Source organism: Stappia sp. 28M-7, assembly GCF_014252955.1.
Taxonomy (GTDB): domain Bacteria; phylum Pseudomonadota; class Alphaproteobacteria; order Rhizobiales; family Stappiaceae; genus Stappia.
The window spans coordinates 775,707-796,288 of record NZ_JACMIA010000001.1 but is presented as its reverse complement, the minus strand read 5'-3'; the positions used below and the strand labels follow the sequence as shown (position 1 = coordinate 796,288).

Sequence of the window (20,582 nt, the reverse complement as noted above, 5' to 3'; positions counted from 1 at the left end):
TGTTCCGGCGGCCCCCTATGGCAGGGTGCCTCAAGATGCAGGATGGAGGCAAGGAAAGTCGGGCGCGGCCGTGCGCAACGTCACGAAAGGCGGCAACAAGCCGGCCTGTCACGCATAAGGAGAATGAGCAATGTGGGGAGGGAGGCGAATGGTACAGACGGTTGGAGTTGAACCAACGACCTTCGGAGCCACAATCCGACGCTCTAACCAACTGAGCTACGTCTGCACGTCAATTCGGTGGCGGAACCTAGTTTGAAACGACGGTGATTGCAAGAGGTGCAAACCGCCTTTCCGACTGCTCGTCCACAAGCTGGCATCGCACCGGGCAAACGCCCTGTCGCGACGCAAAGAGCCCGGGCCTTGCGGCCCGGGCTCGATGTCTGTTCCGGTCATCGACCGGAGGCGGATCAGGCCGCCTTGAAGTCCTTGGACGCCTTCTCGACGGCCCCCTTGAACGTGTCGTTCATCTCGCCGGCCAGCTTGGTGGACAGCTCCTGCATGTCCTTGGCCTGGGCGCCGAACGCATCGAACTGGGCGCGGGCGAAGGAGGTCTGCAGCTCGATCACCTCGGCCAGGGTCTTGACCTCGAACAGGTCCTTGACGAACTGGAACGTGGCGTCGGTGTTGGCGCGGGCCGCGTCGACAGCCTTGTGGTTGAAGTCGAGCACGCTGCGGCGGGTGGTCTCGAAACCGTCCTCGATGAGGTCGGTCGCGTCCTCGGCAGCGGTCTTGAGCTTGGCATAGGCCTCACGGGCCTGCTCGATGCTCTTCTCGGCCATCTCGCGGGTCACGGCGGGAATTTCCATCTTCGGCATGGTGAAAGCCTCGAAGTTCGGGAAAGCGGAAACGGTCGCGTCAGCGGCCTTGGCGGTCTTGGCACGCGGCGCCTTCGGCGCAGCGGAAGCGGTCTTGGTCTCGGTCATGGTATGCTCCTTTGGCAGATCCCTGGCCCTTGGGCGGGCTGCCTTACGGGGAAAGCCTGCGACCGGAACGCCAGATGCGCTGGTCGCCATCTACAGACCTCCATATAGCAAAGTGCATTGTGCATTGCAACATAAATATTGCAACGCACAATGCCCATGTGCATGGCAGTCCCGCCGCTCCCTGGGAAACCGGGCCGCGAAACCCGCCGTTTCCGCCGCCAAAACGGCAGCGTGCCGAGGAGAGATCAGTCCCTGGTCTTGCGGGCCATGTCCTGCGCGGTCCGGGTGGCCTTGTCGCCGAGTTCGCGCACCTGCTCGCCCAAGGCTTCCATCTGCTTCTTCAGATACTCGCTCTGCAGCTGCATCATTTCCTGCGGATCCTTGGCCCGGACCATCTTCTGGGCAAGATCGAAGGCGGCCGAGACATGTTCCTCGGTGTATTCAAGCGCGGTGCGGCCCATATCATTGGCGCTGGCCTTCACCGTCTGGGCGGTTTCTTCCGCGCTGCCCACGGCCTTGCGCGTCGCCGACATGTATTCGTCGAAGGCCTTGCGGGCCTGATCGACGCTCTGGTCGGCGAAATCGCGCATCTGCTCGGGAATTTCAAAGCCTGTCTTGCCGCTTTTCGTCACGATGCCTCTCCTTCACGCTGATCTGATTTACGCTGACCCGACCCTTGGGCCCGTCAGGCCCCGGCGCGCCGCCGCACGCGAGACGCGCAGTACCCGCGACACATGCGATCCTAGAGGAAATCGGGCCGAATGGGAGTCCCGGGCGTGAATAGGACCTTTCAAAGTCATATCGCCGCCCCACATCCGGATTAACCACAGTTCAAGAGAAACCGGCCATTTACAGTGGCTGACGTGGACGACTCGGATGCGAAACGATATTTACTGTTTGTTTACCGCGTCGGATTTTGAAAGCTCGGCGTATTCTCGAGTGTCTGTCGACAAAGGCCTGAGGAAACAGGACCTTGCCGGCGCCTCCCCTGTCAGGAGGACCGGCCGCGGCGATCGGGATGCCGGCAAGGCTGCAATGGCGGAGTGAGCATGCCCATGAACAGCCAGTTGAGCACCTTCATGGCGTTGAGCGGCCTGGCGGCCGCCAGCAGCCATTTGACGGATGCACGCCCGGCCTGGATCTGGGCCGAGGACGGCAAGACGCTGCTGTGGGCGAACCCGGCGGGCGCGGCCTTCTTCGGCGTCGGCACCCTTGCGGCCCTGTCCGAGCTTTCGGGCCTCGGCCGTGCGCCTGCGCGCCCGCACATCGCGCGGGTCGCGATCAGCGGTTCGACCGAGCGCGACACCATCGACCGGCTGCGCTTCTATCGCGGTTTGCGGGTGATGCTGCTGACCTGCGCCTGCCGCCGGCTCGACCTGCCGAACGGCTCCAGCGGCGCGTTGATCGTCGCGCTCGACGCCCCGGCCAATGCGGGCGACGGCGAGGAAGCCGCGCTTGTCGACTTCCTGGGCGGCGAAGATCATGTCGCCGTGCTGTATCAGCGCAGCGGCACCGTGCTGACCAGCGGCACGGGCGAGCTGGATCTGCCCGACGCCGACAGCGTGCGCGCCGCTCTGCGCCAGGCCAAGCATGCGCCCCTGCGCCGGGCCTTCGCTTTCGGCGAAGAGCTGCACGAGACGGCCGTGCTGACGCTGGACAGCGGCGCGGTGCTGATGGTCGCCGAGGCCGGCGGCCGCCCGCTTGCCGAAGACGCGGCACCCGCGATCGCGCCAGATCTTGCCGACGCCGCAACGCCGGCCGACGAGACGACGGCAGCGGAACAGCCGGACGAGGCCGGCCCTGTCGAGGCCGCCGCGCCCGTCCCCGCCGAAACCGTGACCGAGAGCGAGACAGAAACCGAAGCGCCGACGCGCAGCCGCCTCAGCAGGGGCGGCCTTTTCGCCTTTGCCAGCGGCACGCGCTTTCTCCCGGCGGGCCGGACAGCAAGCGCCGAGCCTGCGGATATCCCACCCGCAGACGCGGGCGAACCGCTCCCCCCTGCTCCTGTGTCGCAGGAGATTGCTGTAGATGACGACGGCGCCGATGCGGACACCGCCGAAGCCCGAGACGCGGCGTCGCAGGCCCCTGTTCTCGAGACGACCGAAACGCTGGTCGCTGCGGCCGAGGCGGTCGTGATCGCCGACGAAGTGCCGGACGCGGCCCTTGCCGAGACCGCCCCGGAGGCGGACGAGGCGGATCTGCACGAGGAGGGCACGGGCGAAACACGCGAGGCCGACGAGATCGCGGCGCCCTCGCCCGCCCAGGAAGACATGCCTGTTCAGGACGAGACCGCGCCCGCCATCGAGACAGTGGACGAGGTACGCCTTGAGGTGGAGGCCGAGCCGCAATCCGACGCCGATACCGAGATCGACGACGGACACGGTGAGGCCACAGCGCCTGTCGAGGCCCTACCTGCCGGCGCCCTGCCTGCCGGCGCCACGTCCGGTTTCGCCTTCGAGGCGCGCGAGCGGCCGGTGCGCTTTGCCTGGAAGATGGATATCGACCGGCGCTTCACCTTCATCTCGCCGGAGTTTGCCGAGGCGCTCGGCCCGCAGGCCGCCGATGTGGTCGGGCTCAGCTGGGAAGAGGTGGCCGAGAGGTTCGACCTCGATCAGGACGGCCGGGTTGCGGCCGCGCTGCGCCGCCGCGACACCTGGAGCGGACGCACCGTCGACTGGCCGGTCAGCGGTGCGGCCCTGCGCGTGCCCGTCGATATGGCGGCGCTGCCGGCCTTCGACCGCCAGCGGGTGTTCGAGGGCTTCCGCGGGTTCGGTGTATGCCGGACCGGCGAGGCGTCACAGGATCCGGCGGCGACCGGCCTTGCGCTGACGCTGCGCGAGGACGCGCAAGCCGAGGCCGAAACCGGTGGCATCGAGACGCACGAACCGGAGACGCCCCCCGTCACGGAGACGGCGGAGACGGCCGACGCCGTGCCGCCGGCAGAAGACAGCACGACCGATCTTGCCGCCATCCCGGCCGCCGTGTCGGCAGCCATGCTGGCCTCGGACCCGGAAGAGCACGCGGCCGAGCCCGCCCCCCGGGAACTGACCGCCGACGTTGCCGATCTGCTGGACCTGCCGGGCGCGCGGGAGATCGACGACATCCTTGCCGCGGACGATGCGGACACGACCGACGCGGCCTTCTCGCCGGTCGGCAGCGACGAAGCGAGCGTGCAAGAGACGCCCGACCAGCAAGGCGATGACCTGCAGGCCGATGAGCCGCCGGCCGCCCCTGCGGAACCGGTCCTTCCGGTTGCCGAGGACGAGGCCACCTTCGCGCAGGACGAAGTGGAACCGGAAGCCCAAGGCGAACTCGGGACCGAAGCCGGGATTACGGCTGAGGCTGAAACTGAGGCTGGAGCTGAAACCGAGACTGGAGCAGAAGAGACCGCTCCCACCGAAGACGAGGCCCAATCCGCCGATGAGACGGCCGCTCCGGTGGAAGCCGGCCTGCTGCCGCTGATCGAGCCGCAGGCACCGGTCCACACGCCGGACACTCGTTCAGACGCCCGGTCGGGCACCGGGACGCCGGACCGCGAGGCCGGCATTGCCGCGCGCCGCGACGACAGCCTCGAAACATCGCGCCTGTCCAAGCCCGAGCGCGAGGCCTTCCGCAAAATCGCCGAAGCGCTCGGCGCACGCAACGAGCCGGAGGAACCGGCCGCACCGCCTGCCGAGCCGACCCGCAGCGCAGCCCCTGCCCCGCAGGCGCCTGCGACCAATGCCCCCGCCAAGGATGCGGCAAAGGACGCGGCAGCCGCCGCACCGGGACCGGTCGCCGCCTCCACGCCGGACACTGCCGGCATCGTCGGCGGACGCGAAGCCTCCAACGTTGCGAGCCTCGGCATCATCCCGCGCGTGCAGGCCCCGGCACCGCGCGCGGCGCGCACCAGCCTGCTCGACAAGCTGCCGGTCGGTGTCGCGATCATTGCCGGCGAGGATGTCGACTACGCCAATGCGACGCTGCTCGACCTGCTCGGCTATGCCGATCTCGACACGCTGAAATCCGTCGGCGGGCTCGACTCGGTCTTTGCCGAGCCCGAGGACTGGCCGAGCGCCCTGCCCGGCGCCATGACCGAGCGGACCATGCGCATCCGGCTCGCCGATGGCGGCACCAAGCCGGTGAAGGCGCGGCTGCACACGGTCCCGTGGAAGGAGGGCACGGCGCTGATGATGTCGCTGCTCGACCGGCACGACCCGGCGCAGGAAGCCGCGCTCGACCGCCTGCACGAGGCCCAGTCGTCGCTGGCGCTGGCCGAAGAGCACCTGGCCGAGATGGATGCGGTGCTGGAAACCGCGACGGACGGGGTGCTGATCCTCGACGAGGGCGGCCGCATCATGAAGGTGAACCGCTCGGCCGAGGCGCTGTTCGACGGGGCGCGCGAGAACATGATCGGCGCGCCGCTGACCGACTTCCTGGCCCCGGAAAGCCATCGGGACGCCAACGACTATCTGGACGGGCTGGCCCGCAACGGCGTTGCCAGCGTGCTGAACGACGGGCGCGAGGTGATCGGCCAGCTGCGCTCCGGCGGGCTGATCCCGCTGTTCATGACCATCGGCCGGGTCGGCCACGGCTCGGAAGGGCCGCGCTTCTGCACGGTGCTGCGCGACATCACCCAGTGGAAGACGGCCGAGGAGGAACTGACCGACGCCAAGCGGCAGGCGGAAAACGCCAGCTCGCAGAAGTCGGACTTCCTGGCCAAGATCAGCCACGAGATCCGCACGCCGCTCAACGCGATCATCGGCTTTTCGGAAGTGATGATGGAGGAGCGCTTCGGCCCGGTCGGCAACGACCGCTACAAGGGCTACCTGCGCGACATCCACAATTCCGGCTCGCATATCATGAGCCTTATCAACGACCTGCTCGACCTGTCGAAGATCGAGGCGGGCAAGCTGGACCTGACCTTCGAGGCGGTGTCGGCCAACGACATCATCCGCGAATGCGTCGCCCTGATGCAGCCGCAGGCCAACCGGGAGCGGGTGATCATCCGCGCCAGCCTTCCGACCTCGGTGCCGAAGATCGTCGCCGACGGCCGTTCGGTGCGCCAGATCGTGCTGAACCTTCTGTCCAACGCCATCAAGTTCAACCAGCCGGGCGGACAGGTGATCGTCTCGACGGCGCTGGAGGACACCGGCGAGGTGATCCTGCGGGTGCGCGACACCGGAATGGGCATGAGCCACCAGGACCTGGCGGCGGCGATGGAGCCGTTCCGCCAGCTGCACACCGCCCGCCACGGCGGCGGCACCGGGCTCGGCCTGCCGCTGACCAAGGCGCTGGTAGAGGCGAACCGGGCGAGCTTCCGGATCGACTCGGAGGTCAATCACGGCACGCTGGTGGAGGTCACCTTCCCGCCGCAGCGCGTGCTGGCGGAGTAACCGGAGCCTTTCGCGAAGGCTCTGCGTGCGGGATGGGCGGGGATTGACCCGCCCCTCCGGGCGCGCCACTGTACCGGCCTCGCCAAACGGGGAGCTGCTTTGCAGGTCCCGCCACCATTTTCCGGATCCGCCATGCTGACGCTTGCCGCCATCGAGGATGCCGCCGAGACCGTCTACCGGTCGATGCGCCCGACCCCGCAATATGCCTGGCCGCTGCTGGCGGACGCGGTAGGACGGAAGGTCTGGGTCAAGCACGAGAACCATACGCCGACCGGCGCCTTCAAGGTGCGCGGAGGACTGGTGATCACCAGCGGCATCGCGCGCAACTCGCCCGCCGGCACCGGCATCATCTCCGCCACCCGCGGCAATCACGGCCAGAGCCTTGCCTTCGCCTCGGCCCGCAACGGGCTGGCCTGCACCATCGTCGTCCCGCACGGCAATTCGGCCGAGAAGAATGCCGCGATGCGCGCCTTCGGGGCCGAGCTGATCGAGGCCGGCAGCGATTTCGACGAGGCCAAGCAGCATGCGATGGCGCTGGCGGACGAGCGCGGCCTGCTGATGGTGCCGAGCTTCCATCCCGATCTGGTGCGCGGCGTTGCCACCTACGCGATGGAGTTTTTCCGGGCGGCCGACGATCTCGACGTCGTCTATGTGCCGATCGGCCTCGGTTCGGGCATCTGCGGCATGATTTCGGCGCGCAACCTGCTCGGTCGGCGCACGCGCATCGTCGGCGTCGTATCCGACAAGGCCGACGCCTATGCGCTGTCACTGGAAAGCGGCCAGCGGGTGGAGACGGCAAGCGCCGTCACCTTCGCCGACGGCATGGCGGTGCGCGGGCCGGACGAGACCGCGCTGGCGGTCATTCGCGCCGGCGTCGACGACATCCTGCGCGTCAGCGACGAGGCGATTGCCGAGGCCGTGCGCCTGCTCTACCGCACCACGCACTCCGTCGCGGAAGGCTCGGGCGCGGCGGCCCTTGCCGCGCTGCTGCAGGACCAAAGGCGCGGAGAGGTCGCCGGCATCGTGCTCAGCGGGCAGAATATCGACACCGCCTGGATGGCCGAGATCCTGGCCGGTGGCACGCCTGCCGCGTGAGAAATCAGCGCGGCTTCCCGCAAGCCGCGAAAACTTGCCAAACACACTCACCTTAACTTAGAATAATTCTAAACTATTGATTTTGCAGGCGATTATTCTTGACACCAGAACTCCTGTTTATAGGATGCCAGCGCCTGACGAGGAATTGCCGCAACGGCAGTCCTGCGGGCCAATGCAACCGACATCAGGGCCTTGTCCCCTGATCGCTGGGAGATTTCCATGTTCCACAAGGTTTCCGCTCTGCGCACCGGCCTTCTGTCCGCCGCGCTTCTCGCATCCGCCGCGATCGCCACGCCGGCCGCTGCCGAGGGTGAGGTCAACATCTATTCCTATCGCCAGCCGTTCCTGATCGAGCCGCTGCTGGAGGCCTTCACCAAGGAAACCGGAATCAAGACCAACGTGATCTTTGCCGCCGACGGCCTTGCCGAGCGCATCCAGGCCGAGGGCGAGAACTCGCCGGCCGACGTGCTGCTGACGGTCGACATCGGCCGCCTCGACGGCGCCAAGGAAGCTGGCATCACGCAGCCGGTGACGTCCGAGGTCGTGAACGAGAACGTGCCGGCCGCGTTCCGCGATCCGGAGGGCCACTGGATCGGCCTGACCACCCGCGCGCGCATCGTCTACGCCTCCAAGGAGCGCGTGGAGCAGGACAGCATCACCTATGAGGAGCTGGCCGACCCGAAGTGGAAGGGCAAGATCTGCACCCGCTCCGGCCAGCACGTCTATAACGTCGCCCTGTTCGCCTCGATCGTCGCCAACAAGGGCGCCGAGGAAGCCGAGAAGTGGCTCGCCGACGTGCGCGACAACCTCGCCCGCAAGCCGACCGGCAACGATCGCAGCCAGGTCCAGGCGATCTTCGCCGGCGAATGCGACATCTCGCTCGGCAACACCTATTATATGGGTGCGATGCTGAACAACGAGAAGGAGCCGGAGCAGAAGGACTGGGCCAACTCGGTCAAGATCCTGTTCCCGAACACCGGCGACCGCGGCACCCACGTGAACATCTCCGGCGTCGTGATGGCCAAGCATGCTCCGAACCCGGAAGCCGCCGTCAAGCTGATCGAGTTCCTCTCCTCCGAGGAGGCCCAGCACATCTACGCCGAGGCCAACAACGAGTACCCGGTGAAGCCGGGCGTCGAGATCTCCGAGCTGGTCGCCTCGTGGGGCGAGTTCAAGCCGGACACCCTGTCGCTCGACGAGATCGCCAAGAACCGCAAGACCGCCAGCGAGCTGGTCGACAAGGTCGGCTTCAACGACGGTCCGCAGAGCTAAGGCCGCGTCCTTTCACGCGCTGCCTCGAAACTCCGCGGCGCCCGGTCCTTGCGACCGGGCGCCGTTCTCCATTTCCGGCCGATGCCGGAAAAGGCCCCCAGACCAGCCAGATCCGGGCCCGACCTGCCGGGTTTCGCTGATCAAGCCCCGTCAGATGCACCCATGAGCGACACTGCCCGCCTCGACGACATGACCGCGATCCCGGTCGCCCCGCGCGCCTCGCGCAGCCTCGCCGACCGGCTGTGGCTCGTCGCGGGCCTCATCGTCGCCGGTCTGACGCTGCTGCCGATCGGCGCCCTCGTCGTCCTTGCCGCCCAGCCGACAGGCGATGTGTGGAGCCACCTGATCGGCACGGTGCTGCCACGCTCGCTCCAGACCACCTTCCTGCTGCTGCTCGGCGTCGGCCTGATCACGCTGGTGGTGGGCACGGGCACCGCCTGGCTCGTCACCATGTGCCGTTTTCCCGGCCGCGCCCTCTTCGATTGGGCGCTGCTGCTGCCGCTGGCGGTGCCGACCTACATCATCGCCTATACCTATGTGGAGATCCTCACCTTCACCGGGCCGGTGCAGAGCCTCGTCCGCGAGATCTTCGGCTTCCGCACCTCGCGGGAATACTGGTTCCCGGAAATCCGCTCGCTCGGCGGCGCGATCTTCGTGATGGGCTTCGTGCTCTACCCGTATGTCTACCTGACGACGCGCGCCTCGCTGCTGCTGCAGTCGGCCTCGACGCTGGACGTGTCGCGCACGCTCGGCGCCGGCCCCATGCGCCTGTTCTTCCGCGTGGCGCTGCCGCTTGCCCGCCCGGCCATCGTCGTCGGCATCTCGCTCGCCCTGATGGAGTGCCTCAACGACATCGGCGCGGTGACCTTTTTCGGCGTCCACACGCTCAGCTTCTCGGTCTACGACACCTGGGTGCATCGCTCGAGCCTGGCCGGCGCGGCGCAGATCGCCTGCGCCATGCTGGCGCTGGTCTTCGCGCTGCTATGGATGGAGCGGCGCGCCCGCAAGGGCCAGCGGTTCCACACCCCCTCGGCCAGCTACAAGACGCTGCCGAGCTACCGGCTGAGCGGGCCGCGGGCATGGCTGGCCACCGCCGCCTGCGCGCTGCCGATCCTGATCGGCTTCGTCTTCCCGGCCGCGCTGCTTGCCGACTATGCCAGCCGCCGGCTCGACGACCTGTTCGACCCGCGCCTGCTCGCGGCGATGCAGAACACGCTGGTCCTGTCGGTCTCCGCCGCCGTGCTGACCGTGGTGATCGGCGTGGTCCTGACCTATGCCCACCGCGTCCAGGCCAGCCGGACGACGCAGCTGTTCGGTCGCATCGCCTCGATCGGCTATGCCATTCCCGGCACGGTGCTTGCCGTCGGCATCCTGATCCCGCTGGCGAAGTTCGACAATTTCATCGACGGCATCGCCCGATCGACCTTCGGCTATTCCACCGGACTGCTGCTGATCGGCTCGGGCACGGCACTGGTCTATGCCTACATGGTCCGCTTCCTGGCCGTCTCCTACGGCCAGATCGAGGGCGGCTTCGGCAAGGTGACGCCGCATCTCGACATGGCGGCGCGCACGCTGGGGCGCAGCTCCGGGCGGATCCTGTTCCAGGTACACCTGCCGATCCTGCGCCCGGTGCTGCTGACGGCGCTGCTGCTGGCCTTCGTCGACTGCATGAAGGAACTCCCCGCCACGATCCTGCTGCGCCCGTTCAATTTCGAGACGCTGGCGACGACGGTCTACAATGCCGCCTCGCGCGAGGCCTTCGGGGAAGGCGCCCTGCCGGCGCTGCTGATCGTGCTGGTCGGCCTGCTGCCGTCGATCCTGCTGGCGCGCACCTCCGCCCGCAGCTTCCGCGACAAGGGCAGCACGCGCCTTTGACGGATCCGGCCGGCTACCAGAGCCGGTCGCGCAGGGCGAACCAGCTCATCGCCAGCACCAGGATCGGCCAGCGGAACGCCCGGCCGCCCGGGAATTTCGGCGGCGAGAGCTTCTCGAACACGTCGAACCGTTCGGCATCGCCCAGCATGGCGCTGGCCGCCGCATGGCCGCAAAAGCCCGCTATCGCGACGCCGTGGCCGGAAAATCCCGCCGCGACGTAGACGCCCGGCGCCGTGCGCCGCAGGCACGGCATGCGCGAGGTCGTGACGCCGAGCGTACCGCCCCAGGCATGGGAGACGGGCGCGGTGGCAAGCTGCGGATAGACATTGCTCAGATGCGAGCGCACGAAGGCGCGCAGGTCCGGCGGAAAGCCGCGCCGGTACGTCTCGCCGCCGCCGAACAGCAGCCGCAAGTCGCGGGTCAGGCGCCAGTAATAGACAACGAAACGGCTGTCGGAGACCGCCTCGCGGCCGGGGATCAGGTGATCGGCCGCCTCGCGCGACAGCGGCTCGGTGGTCAGGATGTAATTGTTGATCGGCATGACGCGGGCCTCGCTGTCGCGGTCGAGCCCGGCGAGATAACCGTTGCCGGCCAGAAGCACGCTGCCGGCGTCGATCTCGCCCTGCCCCGTCTCGACCAGCACGCGCCCGCCCGCATGCCGCAACGACACGGCATGGGTCGCCTCGTGCAGGACGGCGCCGGCTGCTTCCGCCGCATCGGCGAGCCCCTGGGCCAGCTTCAACGGGTGCAGATGCCCGGCCCCGCCATCGCGTACGCCCCCGAAATACTGCTTCGTGCCGATGGCAGCCGCCAGCTGCGCCCGGTCCAGCGGCGTGACCGCGTCATAGCCGTAGTCGCGGGCGAGCTTCTCGGCATAGTCCCATTCCTCGGCAACGAACCGCTCCTTGTGGGCGGCGTGGATCAGGCCTTCCGTCCAGTCGCAGTCGATGCCGAAGCGCTGCACCCGGTCGTGCAACAGGGCCTTGGCCTCCTCGGCGAAGGTCCAAAGCCGGCGGGCGATGTCGAGGCCGTACTGCTTTTCCAGATGCGCCTGGTCGCGCCGCTGGCCGCTATGCAGCTGGCCGCCATTGCGCCCGCTGGCGCCCCAGCCGATGCGGTTCTGCTCGATCAGGACGACCGAGCGCCCCGCCTCGGCAAGGGTGATCGCCGCGTTGAGGCCGGTGAAGCCGCCGCCGATGATGGCCACGTCCGCCTGCCGCGCGCCGGACAGCGCCGGGCGGACAGGACGGTCCTCTACGCTGGTCGCGTAGTAGGACGGAGCATGGGCATGGGCGATCTCGGTCACGTCCGCCTCCCCGCGGTTTGGTGTGCGGCGCGTCTCAGGCTGCGAGCCGGCCGTCCTTCTTCAGGGCCGCATAGGTCTCGTCCAGCGTGCGGGCGGCACGGGCGACCAGTTCGTCCGCCTCCTCGTGGGTCAGCACCAGAGGCGGCGAGATGATCATGCTGTCGCGCACCGCGCGCATGACCAGCCCGTTGCCGAAGGAGATGTCGCGGCAGAGCGTGCCGACCTCGCCGACCGGCGCGAACTTGCGCGAGCGGTCGCCCTTGGCCGGCACCAGCTCCAGCGCGCCGACGAGACCGACCATACGCGCCTCGCCGACCAGCGGATGGTCGCCCAGGGCCTTCCAGCGCTGCTGCAGATAGGGCCCGATATCGTCGGCCACCCGCTCGACCAGCCGCTCGCGCACCATGATGTCGAGATTGGCGAGCGCCGCGGCGCAGCAGGCCGGATGACCGGAATAGGTGTAGCCGTGATAGAACTCACCGCCCTTTTCGATGAAGGCGTCCGCCACCCGGTCGGCGATCATCACACCGCCGATCGGCAGGTAGCCGGAGGACAGGCCCTTGGCGATCGGCATCAGGTCCGGCTCGATGCCGTAATGCTGCGAACCGAACCAGCTGCCCAGACGCCCGAAGCCGCAGATCACCTCGTCGGCGACCAACAGGATGTCGCGCTCGCGGCAGATGCGGGCGACTTCCGGCCAGTAGCTGTCCGGCGGGATGATGACGCCGCCCGCGCCCTGGATCGGCTCGGCGATGAACGCCGCCACCTTGCCCTCGCCGAGGACGTCGATGGCGCGCTCCAGCTCGCGTGCCGCCCACAGACCGAACTCGTCCGGCGACATCTCGCCGCCTTCGCCGAACCAGTAGGGCTGGGGGATGTGATGGACGCCGGGCACCGGCAGGTCGCCCTGCGCATGCATGCCGGTCATGCCGCCGAGGCTGGTGCCGGCCAGCGTGGAGCCGTGATAGCCGTTCCAGCGGCCGATGATCGTCTTCTTCTCCGGCTTGCCCATCAGGTCCCAATAGGTGCGGACCATGCGGAACACGGTGTCGTTCGCCTCCGAGCCGGAGGAGGTGAAGAACACGCGGTTGAACTGCGGCGGGCTGAGCTGCGCCAGGCGTTCCGACAGGGCGATGACCGGCGGATGGCTGGTCTTGAAGAAGGTGTTGTAATAGTCGAGCTCGCGCATCTGCTTCTCGACCGCGTCGACGATCTCGTCGCGGCCGTGCCCGACCTGGCAGCACCAAAGGCCCGCCATGCCGTCGAGATAGCGGTTGCCGTCGCTGTCGGTCAGCCACACGCCCTTGGCCGAGGTGATGACGCGCACGCCCTCCCGGTTCAGCGCCCCCGTATCGGTAAAGGGGTGGAAATGATGCGCAGCGTCGCGGGCGCGCAGGTCGGAGGTCGGGTACAGGTTCGAGGCACCGGTCATGGTGGCGTCTCCCGGTTTTTCTGGTTGTCGATCTCGTTGCCCCGCCCGACACGCGTCAGACGTTGAGCAGCAGGTATTCCCGCTCCCATGGGCTGATGACCTTCATGAAGGTCTCGAATTCTTCCTGCTTGATGGCGCGGTAGGTGGCGACGAACTTCTCGCCGAACACGTCGATCAGCTCCTCGCACTCGCCGAACAGCGCCACCGCTTCCAGCAGGCCGCGCGGCAGGGCGTGCATGTCCTCGCTGAAGTTGCCGCTGCGCGGCTCGTCCGGCGTCAGGCGCTGCTTGATGCCGAGATAGCCGCAGGCGAGCGAAGCGGCGATGGCCAGATACGGATTGGCGTCGGACGAGGGAACGCGGTTCTCGAGCCGGCGGGCTCCGGGCTTGGAGTTCGGCACGCGCAAGCCCACCGTCCGGTTGTCGTAGCCCCAGTGCACGTTGACCGGCGCCGTGGTGCCGCGGGTGAAGCGGCGGTAGGAGTTCACGTAAGGCGCCAGGATGCAGGTCACCGCCGGCAGATAGGCCTGGTGGCCGGCGATGAAGGACAGGAACTCGCTGGTCGGCTCGCCGTCTTCGCGCGAAAAGATGTTGGTGCCCTTGTCCGCGTCCATCACCGACTGGTGGATGTGCATGGACGAGCCAGGCTGGTTCGACATCGGCTTGGCCATGAAGGTCGCGTACATGTCGTGGCGCAGCGCCGCCTCACGGATCGTGCGCTTGAACAGGAACACCTGATCGGCAAGCTCGAGCGGATGGCCGTGCCGGAGATTGATCTCCATCTGCGCGGCGCCTTCCTCGTGGATCAGGGTGTCGATCTCCAGACCCTGCGCCTCCGACAGGTCGTAGATGTCGTCGATCAGGTCGTCGAACTCGTTGAGCGCGGAAATCGAATAGGACTGGCGACCGACCTCCGGCCGGCCCGAGCGGCCCGTCGGCGGCTCCAGCGGATAGTCCGGATCGGTGTTCGGGCGGACCAGATAGAACTCCATTTCCGGGGCGACCAGCGGCGCCCAGCCCTCGTCCTCATAGAGCTGCAGCACGCGCTTGAGCACGTTGCGCGGCGCCGTCTCCACCGGAATGCCCTCGCGGGTATAGGCGTCGTGGATCAACTGGGCGGTCGGGTCGCTTTCCCAGGGCACGGCGGTCAGCGTCGAGTAGTCGGCGCGGAAGAACAGGTCGCCGTCGGTGGTGTTGTGCTGGAAGCGCTCGTCGTCCGGCGGGTAATCGCCGGAAATGGTCTGAGCGAAGATCGAGGCGGGCATCGTCATCACCGGGCCGGAGAAGAACTTCTCCGTCGGCATCATCTTGCCGCGCGCCACGCCGGCAAGGTCGGGCACGATGCACTCGATGTCCTCGATCCCGCGCTCGGACAGCCACAGCTGGGCCGCGTCGAAGCTCTCGACGCCCCGGCGGCTGGCAATCTTCGGTGCGGATTTCTTCTTCTTGCTCACGGGTCTCGCCTTTCGGGCGCAGGGCACGCGGGGCAGCGGACACCTTTCCGCCTCCTCACCACATACGCTGCATTTTGTGATCACATTTTCAACGAGTCAATTGCCGGCGATCATTCGGCAACCGACGGCCCGCCATCGGGAAGCCCGGTGTCGAGCAGATCCATTCCGCAGCGGATGTCCGCCGCCACCGCCTCGCGCAGGGCTGCGGCATCGCGGGCCCGCACGGCGTCGATCGCCTCCTTGTGGTGATCGACGAGGGCCGACGTTCCCACCCGCCCGTAGACGGTGCGCATGAACGGGGCGAACTGCAACCACAGACTTTCGACCAGGGGCAGCAGCACCTGCGAGCCTGCCGCACGATAGATCGCGAAATGAAAGGAATGGTTGAGGCGCATGTAGGTCTCGGCATCCCCGCCATCCAGGCTGGCGTCGATCCGGTCGTCGATGGCGGCAAGCCGCGTCGCATCGCGAGGCCCCAGATGCGCCGCTGCGGCATGAGCCAGCTCCGGCTCCAGCAGCACCCGTGCCTTGACGATCTCGGCAAGGCGCGGAGCGGTCATGGTCGGCACCTGGATGCGTCCGTTGGCGCGAATCTCCAGCGCATGGCCGGCCGACAGCGCCCGCACCGCCTCGCGCACCGGCATCGGGCTAACCTTGAGTTCCTGCGCCAGCCCGCGCAGCGTGACAGCGCGCCCGGGAACGAAGCGTCCGGTCAGCAGCGCCTCGCGCACCGCCTGCTCGACCGTCTCGCGCAGGGAATGGCGCGCCGGCGCATCGGCAGTCTCCGGCGCGTCCTGCGCCTTTTGCGGACGGCTACGGTCAGCCATTTCCCTCGTTCCCTCCCGGCCTTGCTTGACAGCCTTGCCGCTACGTGATCACATTTTTGCATAAACGGCAATTCGCGCGGACCACAGATCCGCGCCCTGGAGGATCTGATGTTGCAGACCCATCGCACGGCCTGGCAGCGCCCGGCCGGCGGCGTCGACTGGCAGGAAGAAGTGGCCCGCTTCGAGGCGGAATATCCCGACCTCGACACGCTGGAGGTGATCCTGCCCGACAGCAACGGGGTTCTGCGCGGCAAGTGGCTGCCCGGCAGCGCGCTGCGCAAGGTGTTCGAAAGCGGCGTCGCCCTGCCCTTCTCGCTGTTCGGCCTCGATGTCTGGGGCCGCGAGGTCGAAGAGACCGGCATGCATATCGAGACCGGCGACAAGGACGGCGTGTGCTGGCCGGTGCCGGGCTCGCTGCGCGCCGTGCCGTGGGCCGAGCGCCCGACGGCGCAGGTACTGCTGTCGATGCACGACCGCGACGGCAGCGCCTTCATGTGCGATCCGCGCCACGTGCTGGCGCGCATGGCCAACCGGCTGGGCGAGCACGGACTGACGGCGACGGCCGCCTTCGAGCTCGAGTTCTACCTGTTCGAGGACAAGGACGACGGCGACTGGAGCAGCGCGCCGACGCCGGTCTTCTCCACCCATCTGGGTCCGGCACGGCAAAACATGTATGCGCTGTCCGACCTCGAGGCATTGATGCCGCTGGTCGACGAGATCCGCCGCTCGGCGGATGCGCAGGACATTCCGGCCGACGCGGCCGTCTCCGAGGCCGCGCCCGGGCAGTTCGAGCTCAACCTGCACTACCAGCGCGATCCCTTGCGTGCCGCGGACGACGCGGTGCTGCTGCGCCGGCTGGTCGCGGGCGTCGCCCGCAAGCACAATCTCAAGGCCTCCTTCATGGCCAAGCCCTTCGTCGAGTGGCCGGGCAACGGCATGCACGTCCATGTCTCGATGGAGGACGGCACGGGCAACATCTTCGCCGATCCCGAGACCGGCGAGACGCGCCTCGGCTACGCGATCCGCGGGCTGCTCGACACGATGCCGGAAGCGCATCTGCTGTTCGTTTCCACCTTCAACGGCTTCCGCCGCATGCAGCCGGGCTCCTATGCGCCGACCTCGATCTGCTGGGGCTACGACAACCGCTCGGTCGCCTTGCGCGTGCCTGCCGGAACGCCGGCCTCGGCCCGGATCGAGCACCGGATCGCCGGTGCCGACGCCAATCCGTACCTGGTGCTGAGCGGGGTGCTGGCGGGGATGATGCAGGGGGTGCTCGGCGAGTTGCCGCCGCCGCCGGCCGTGGACGGCAATGCCTACGAGAAAACCGCCCCGCGCCTGACGCCGTGGATGGACGAGGCGATCGACGCCTTCGCCGCCTCGCAGCGGATGCAGGACGCGGTCGGCGAGGAAATGCACAAGGTGCTGGTCGACATCAAGCGTCACGAACTCTTCGCATTCGGACGCGAGATTTCGTCACTGGAACGACAGACTTACCTGTGATCCGGCCGCGGCTGGGGAAATGCCTGTCCGTTGGGGAAGTTCGTGGCGATTGGCACGGATGCTCTCTTGAGGACGGGCGGCATCGCTTCTAGGCTGCGGGGCAGAGGGGCCGCACGCGGCCGACCATAAAGACACGATCCGGAACGGGCGCCAGCGTCCGCAGCCGGAAACGACAGGGGCCGGGGTGCGAGCCGCGCCGGCGCAGGCCAGACGGAGGGACTGATGAAGAAGCTGCTGTTCACCAGCGTCGCAATGCTCGGCGTGCTTGCCGCCACCGCGGCATCCGCCCAGGACCGCGAAGTGCGCGTCTACAACTGGTCGGACTATATCGACGAGTCGGTACTCGAGGAGTTCACCAAGGAGACCGGCATCAAGGTCGTCTACGACGTGTTCGATAGCAACGAGATGCTGGAGACCAAGCTGCTGGCCGGAGGCACCGGCTACGACGTCGTCGTGCCGACCGGAACCTTCCTCGGCCGCCAGATCCAGGCCGGCGTGTTCCAGAAGCTCGACAAGTCGAAGCTGCCGAACCTGAAGAACATGTGGCCCGAGATCTCCAGCCGCATCGAGAAGTTCGATCCGGGCAACGAGCACGCCATCAACTACATGTGGGGCACCACCGGCTTCGGCTACAATGTCGACAAGATCAAGGAGCGCATGCCGGACGCCCCGCTCGACAGCTGGGACATGATCTTCAAGCCGGAAGTGATCTCCAAGTTCGCCGATTGCGGCGTGCACCTGCTCGACACCGCCGACGAGATCTTTCCGGCCGCGCTGAACTATCTCGGGCTCGACCCCGACAGCGGCGATCCGGAAGACTTCAAGAAGGCCGGCGAACTTCTCATGAAGATCCGCCCTTACATCCAGAAGTTCCACTCGTCGGAGTACATCAACGCGCTGGCCAATGGCGACATCTGCCTGGCCGTGGGCTGGTCCGGCGACGTTCTGCAGGCGCGCGACCGCGCCTCGGAGGCCAATAACGGCGTCACGGTCGAATACGTCATCCCCAAGGAGGGTGCGATGATGTGGTTCGACAACATGGCGATCCCGGCCGACGCGCCGCATGTGGAGGAGGCCCATGCCTTCCTCAACTTCATCATGAAGCCGGAAGTCGTCGCCAAGGCGACCAACTACGTCTTCTACGCCAACGGCAACAAGGCGAGCCAGGAGTTCGTCGACAAGGAAGTGCTGGACGATCCGGCGATCTACCCGAGCGCGGAGACCGTCGACAAGCTGTTCACCACCACCACCAAGTCGCCCCAGGCCATGCGGTCGCGCACCCGCGAGTGGACCCGGGTCAAGACCGGCCAGTAAGGCGGATCTTCGTCCGGCCGCCGACCGGCGGCCGGGCCCTTTCCTCCCGTCGACGAGGGGGCTGACTTGGGAAAGAAACCGATCGGGCCGGTGCGCCGCGAATTCGCACCCTGGGACGACCCGCAGGCGAAGCCGTATATCGAATTCAGGAACGTTACCAAGACCTTCGGCGACTTTACCGCCGTCGACAATCTTTCCCTCAAGATCTACGAGCGCGAGTTCTTCGCCCTGCTCGGCGGCTCCGGCTGCGGCAAGACGACGATGATGCGCATGCTCGCCGGCTTCGAGACGCCGAACGCAGGCGAGATCTTTCTCGACGGGCAGAACCTTGCCGGGGTGCCGCCCTACAAGCGCCCCGTCAACATGATGTTCCAGTCCTACGCGCTGTTCCCGCACATGAGCGTGGAGGCGAATGTCGCCTTCGGCCTCAAGCAGGAGGGCATGCCGAAGGACCAGATCGCCGCGCGCGTGGAAGAAATGCTGAAGCTGGTGAAGCTGCAGGATTTCGCCAGGCGCAAGCCGCACCAGCTGTCCGGCGGCCAGAGGCAGCGCGTCGCGCTGGCCCGTTCGCTCGCCAAGAAGCCCAAGGTGCTGCTGCTCGACGAGCCGCTCGGCGCCCTCGACCGCAAGCTGCGCGAGGAGACCCAGTTCGAGCTCACCGACCTGCAATACGAGCTCGGCATGACCTTCCTGATCGTCACCCACGACCAGGAAGAGGCCATGACCATGGCCGACCGGATCGCCGTCATGGACCGTGGGCGGATCATCCAGATCGCCACGCCGGCGGAAATCTACGAGCTGCCGAACTCCCGCTTCGTGGCGGATTTCATCGGCGATATCAACCTGATGGAATGCAAGATCATGGAGCGCGGCAGCGAGCGCTCCCGCCTGAAGTCGGTGGAGTTCGGCTGCGACATCGAGGTGATGCAGCCGCTGGACGCGGCGGTCGGCGAGACGGTGTGGTTCGCGATCCGCCCCGAAAAGGTGCGCATTTCCTTCGACGAGCCGGCGAGCAAGATCAACGCGCTTACCGGCGAGGTCTGGGACATCGCCTATCTCGGCGACGTGTCGATCTACCACACCCATATCGCCAACGAGCAGACCGTGCGGGCGACCGTCGCCAACCGCTCGCGCGTCGTCGAGCGGCCGGTCGGCTGGGACGACAAGGTCTGGCTGTCCTGGGACGCGGATGCCGGGGTCATTCTGACGAAGTGACGCCGTCCGGCGCGCCATGAGGCCGCCGGACTCAACGGGGAGACGACACGATGCCCGAGCAGGTGAGCACGAGACCCAGGCGCGGCCTTGGCGGCTGGTTGCTGATCGCCGTGCCCTATGCGTGGCTGCTGTTCTTCTTCCTAGCGCCGTTCTTCATCGTCTTCAAGATCTCGCTGTCGGAGATCGCCGTCGCGATCCCGCCCTACATGCCGACCTTCGACCCGGCCGCCGGCTGGGACGGGCTCATGAAGATGCTCGGCGGACTGTCGTTCGGAAACTATGTCTGGCTGACGCAGGACGACCTGTACTGGAAGTCCTACCTCTCCAGCGTCTCGATCGCGGCCGTTTCGACGCTGATTACGCTGCTGGTCGGCTTTCCCATCGCCTACGGCATGGCGCGCGCGCCGAAGGAGTGGCGCACGACCCTGCTGATGCTGGTGATCCTGCCGTTCTGGACCAGCTTCCTGATCCGCGTCTACGCCTGGATCGGCATCCTGAAGAACGAAGGGCTGCTCAACCAGTTTCTCATGTGGCTGGGGCTGATCGACCAGCCGCTGACGATCCTCAACACCAACATCGCGGTCTATATCGGCATCGTCTACTCGTACCTGCCGTTCCTGGTGCTACCGCTCTACGCCAACCTGGAAAAGCTGGATACCAGCCTGCTGGAAGCGGCCGCGGACCTCGGCTGCCCGCCCTGGCGCAGCTTCTGGACGATCACGGTGCCGCTGGCGATCCCGGGCGTCATCGCCGGCTGTTTCCTGGTCTTCATTCCGGCCGTCGGCGAGTTCGTCATTCCGGACCTTTTGGGCGGCTCGGAAACCCTGATGATCGGCAAGACGCTGTGGATGGAGTTCTTCACCAACCGCGACTGGCCGGTCTCCTCGGCGGTTGCCGTCATTCTCCTGCTCATCCTGGTGGTGCCGATCGTGCTGTTCCAGAACCAGCAGCAGAAAGCCGCGGAGAAAGGCCTGTGAGCACCCGACCGACAGACC

General features: G+C 67.2%; 14 protein-coding genes and 1 tRNA gene. 8 read left to right on the top strand and 7 right to left on the bottom strand.

The window, feature by feature from the left end:
- Positions 1 to 149: 149 nt before the first annotated feature.
- The 3 genes from H7H34_RS03625 to H7H34_RS03615 all read right to left on the bottom strand — a co-directional run bounded on the left by H7H34_RS03625 (position 150) and on the right by H7H34_RS03615 (position 1,555).
- Positions 150 to 226 (bottom strand) — tRNA-His (locus tag H7H34_RS03625).
- A gap of 181 nt (positions 227 to 407) precedes the next feature.
- Positions 408 to 923, bottom strand: coding sequence for a phasin (locus H7H34_RS03620; protein ID WP_120268574.1), 516 nt, complete (start codon positions 921 to 923; stop codon positions 408 to 410).
- Between the two features lie 245 nt (positions 924 to 1,168).
- Complete coding sequence (locus H7H34_RS03615; protein WP_371811352.1) at positions 1,169 to 1,555, bottom strand: phasin; 387 nt, start codon at positions 1,553 to 1,555, stop codon at positions 1,169 to 1,171.
- Positions 1,556 to 1,972: 417 nt separating this feature from the next.
- On the opposite strand from H7H34_RS03615, the gene H7H34_RS03610 reads away from it, so the two are divergent.
- The 4 genes from H7H34_RS03610 to H7H34_RS03595 all read left to right on the top strand — a co-directional run bounded on the left by H7H34_RS03610 (position 1,973) and on the right by H7H34_RS03595 (position 10,540).
- On the top strand, positions 1,973 to 6,298 hold the full coding sequence (locus H7H34_RS03610; protein ID WP_209006143.1) for an ATP-binding protein: 4,326 nt from the start codon (positions 1,973 to 1,975) through the stop codon (positions 6,296 to 6,298).
- Positions 6,299 to 6,430: 132 nt separating this feature from the next.
- A complete protein-coding gene (locus H7H34_RS03605; RefSeq protein ID WP_185924285.1) occupies positions 6,431 to 7,393 on the top strand; it encodes a threonine dehydratase in 963 nt (320 codons plus the stop codon).
- Positions 7,394 to 7,612: 219 nt separating this feature from the next.
- Positions 7,613 to 8,665: a Fe(3+) ABC transporter substrate-binding protein gene (locus H7H34_RS03600; protein WP_097175732.1), complete on the top strand. Its 1,053-nt coding sequence runs from the start codon at positions 7,613 to 7,615 to the stop codon at positions 8,663 to 8,665.
- A gap of 162 nt (positions 8,666 to 8,827) precedes the next feature.
- Positions 8,828 to 10,540 carry an ABC transporter permease gene (locus H7H34_RS03595; RefSeq protein ID WP_245164963.1) on the top strand — a complete coding sequence of 571 codons (1,713 nt, stop codon included), beginning with the start codon at positions 8,828 to 8,830 and terminating at the stop codon, positions 10,538 to 10,540.
- A 13-nt stretch (positions 10,541 to 10,553) separates the two neighbouring features.
- Here H7H34_RS03595 and H7H34_RS03590 read toward each other — a convergent pair whose 3' ends face one another.
- The 4 genes from H7H34_RS03590 to H7H34_RS03575 form a co-directional block, all read right to left on the bottom strand.
- The gene (locus H7H34_RS03590) at positions 10,554 to 11,846 is read right to left on the bottom strand and encodes an NAD(P)/FAD-dependent oxidoreductase (RefSeq protein WP_371811351.1); all 1,293 of its coding nucleotides are present in this window, start codon (positions 11,844 to 11,846) and stop codon (positions 10,554 to 10,556) included.
- Positions 11,847 to 11,880: 34 nt separating this feature from the next.
- The gene (locus H7H34_RS03585; RefSeq protein WP_185924284.1) at positions 11,881 to 13,278 is read right to left on the bottom strand and encodes an aspartate aminotransferase family protein; all 1,398 of its coding nucleotides are present in this window, start codon (positions 13,276 to 13,278) and stop codon (positions 11,881 to 11,883) included.
- A 55-nt stretch (positions 13,279 to 13,333) separates the two neighbouring features.
- Positions 13,334 to 14,731: a glutamine synthetase family protein gene (locus H7H34_RS03580; RefSeq protein WP_120268570.1), complete on the bottom strand. Its 1,398-nt coding sequence runs from the start codon at positions 14,729 to 14,731 to the stop codon at positions 13,334 to 13,336.
- 110 nt (positions 14,732 to 14,841) lie between these two features.
- Positions 14,842 to 15,558: a GntR family transcriptional regulator gene (locus H7H34_RS03575; protein ID WP_185924283.1), complete on the bottom strand. Its 717-nt coding sequence runs from the start codon at positions 15,556 to 15,558 to the stop codon at positions 14,842 to 14,844.
- A 108-nt stretch (positions 15,559 to 15,666) separates the two neighbouring features.
- Here H7H34_RS03575 and H7H34_RS03570 point away from each other — a divergent pair, with 108 nt between their 5' ends.
- The 4 genes from H7H34_RS03570 to H7H34_RS03555 all read left to right on the top strand — a co-directional run bounded on the left by H7H34_RS03570 (position 15,667) and on the right by H7H34_RS03555 (position 20,564).
- The gene (locus H7H34_RS03570; protein WP_185924282.1) at positions 15,667 to 17,058 is read left to right on the top strand and encodes a glutamine synthetase family protein; all 1,392 of its coding nucleotides are present in this window, start codon (positions 15,667 to 15,669) and stop codon (positions 17,056 to 17,058) included.
- Between the two features lie 222 nt (positions 17,059 to 17,280).
- A complete protein-coding gene (locus H7H34_RS03565; RefSeq protein WP_185924281.1) occupies positions 17,281 to 18,372 on the top strand; it encodes a polyamine ABC transporter substrate-binding protein in 1,092 nt (363 codons plus the stop codon).
- 66 nt (positions 18,373 to 18,438) lie between these two features.
- On the top strand, positions 18,439 to 19,587 hold the full coding sequence (locus tag H7H34_RS03560) for an ABC transporter ATP-binding protein (protein ID WP_185924280.1): 1,149 nt from the start codon (positions 18,439 to 18,441) through the stop codon (positions 19,585 to 19,587).
- 50 nt (positions 19,588 to 19,637) lie between these two features.
- Positions 19,638 to 20,564, top strand: a complete 927-nt coding sequence (locus H7H34_RS03555) for an ABC transporter permease subunit (RefSeq protein ID WP_120268565.1) — start codon at positions 19,638 to 19,640, stop codon at positions 20,562 to 20,564.
- The last annotated feature ends 18 nt before the right edge of the window (positions 20,565 to 20,582 follow it).

Coding starts and splice junctions, on each gene's coding strand:
- H7H34_RS03620 (WP_120268574.1), bottom strand. CDS start 923: ATGACCGAGACCAAGACCGCTTCCGCTGCGCCGAAGGCGCCGCGTGCC.
- H7H34_RS03610 (WP_209006143.1), top strand. CDS start 1,973: ATGCCCATGAACAGCCAGTTGAGCACCTTCATGGCGTTGAGCGGCCTG.
- H7H34_RS03605 (WP_185924285.1), top strand. CDS start 6,431: ATGCTGACGCTTGCCGCCATCGAGGATGCCGCCGAGACCGTCTACCGG.
- H7H34_RS03600 (WP_097175732.1), top strand. CDS start 7,613: ATGTTCCACAAGGTTTCCGCTCTGCGCACCGGCCTTCTGTCCGCCGCG.
- H7H34_RS03595 (WP_245164963.1), top strand. CDS start 8,828: ATGAGCGACACTGCCCGCCTCGACGACATGACCGCGATCCCGGTCGCC.
- H7H34_RS03585 (WP_185924284.1), bottom strand. CDS start 13,278: ATGACCGGTGCCTCGAACCTGTACCCGACCTCCGACCTGCGCGCCCGC.
- H7H34_RS03575 (WP_185924283.1), bottom strand. CDS start 15,558: ATGGCTGACCGTAGCCGTCCGCAAAAGGCGCAGGACGCGCCGGAGACT.
- H7H34_RS03570 (WP_185924282.1), top strand. CDS start 15,667: ATGTTGCAGACCCATCGCACGGCCTGGCAGCGCCCGGCCGGCGGCGTC.
- H7H34_RS03565 (WP_185924281.1), top strand. CDS start 17,281: ATGAAGAAGCTGCTGTTCACCAGCGTCGCAATGCTCGGCGTGCTTGCC.
- H7H34_RS03555 (WP_120268565.1), top strand. CDS start 19,638: ATGCCCGAGCAGGTGAGCACGAGACCCAGGCGCGGCCTTGGCGGCTGG.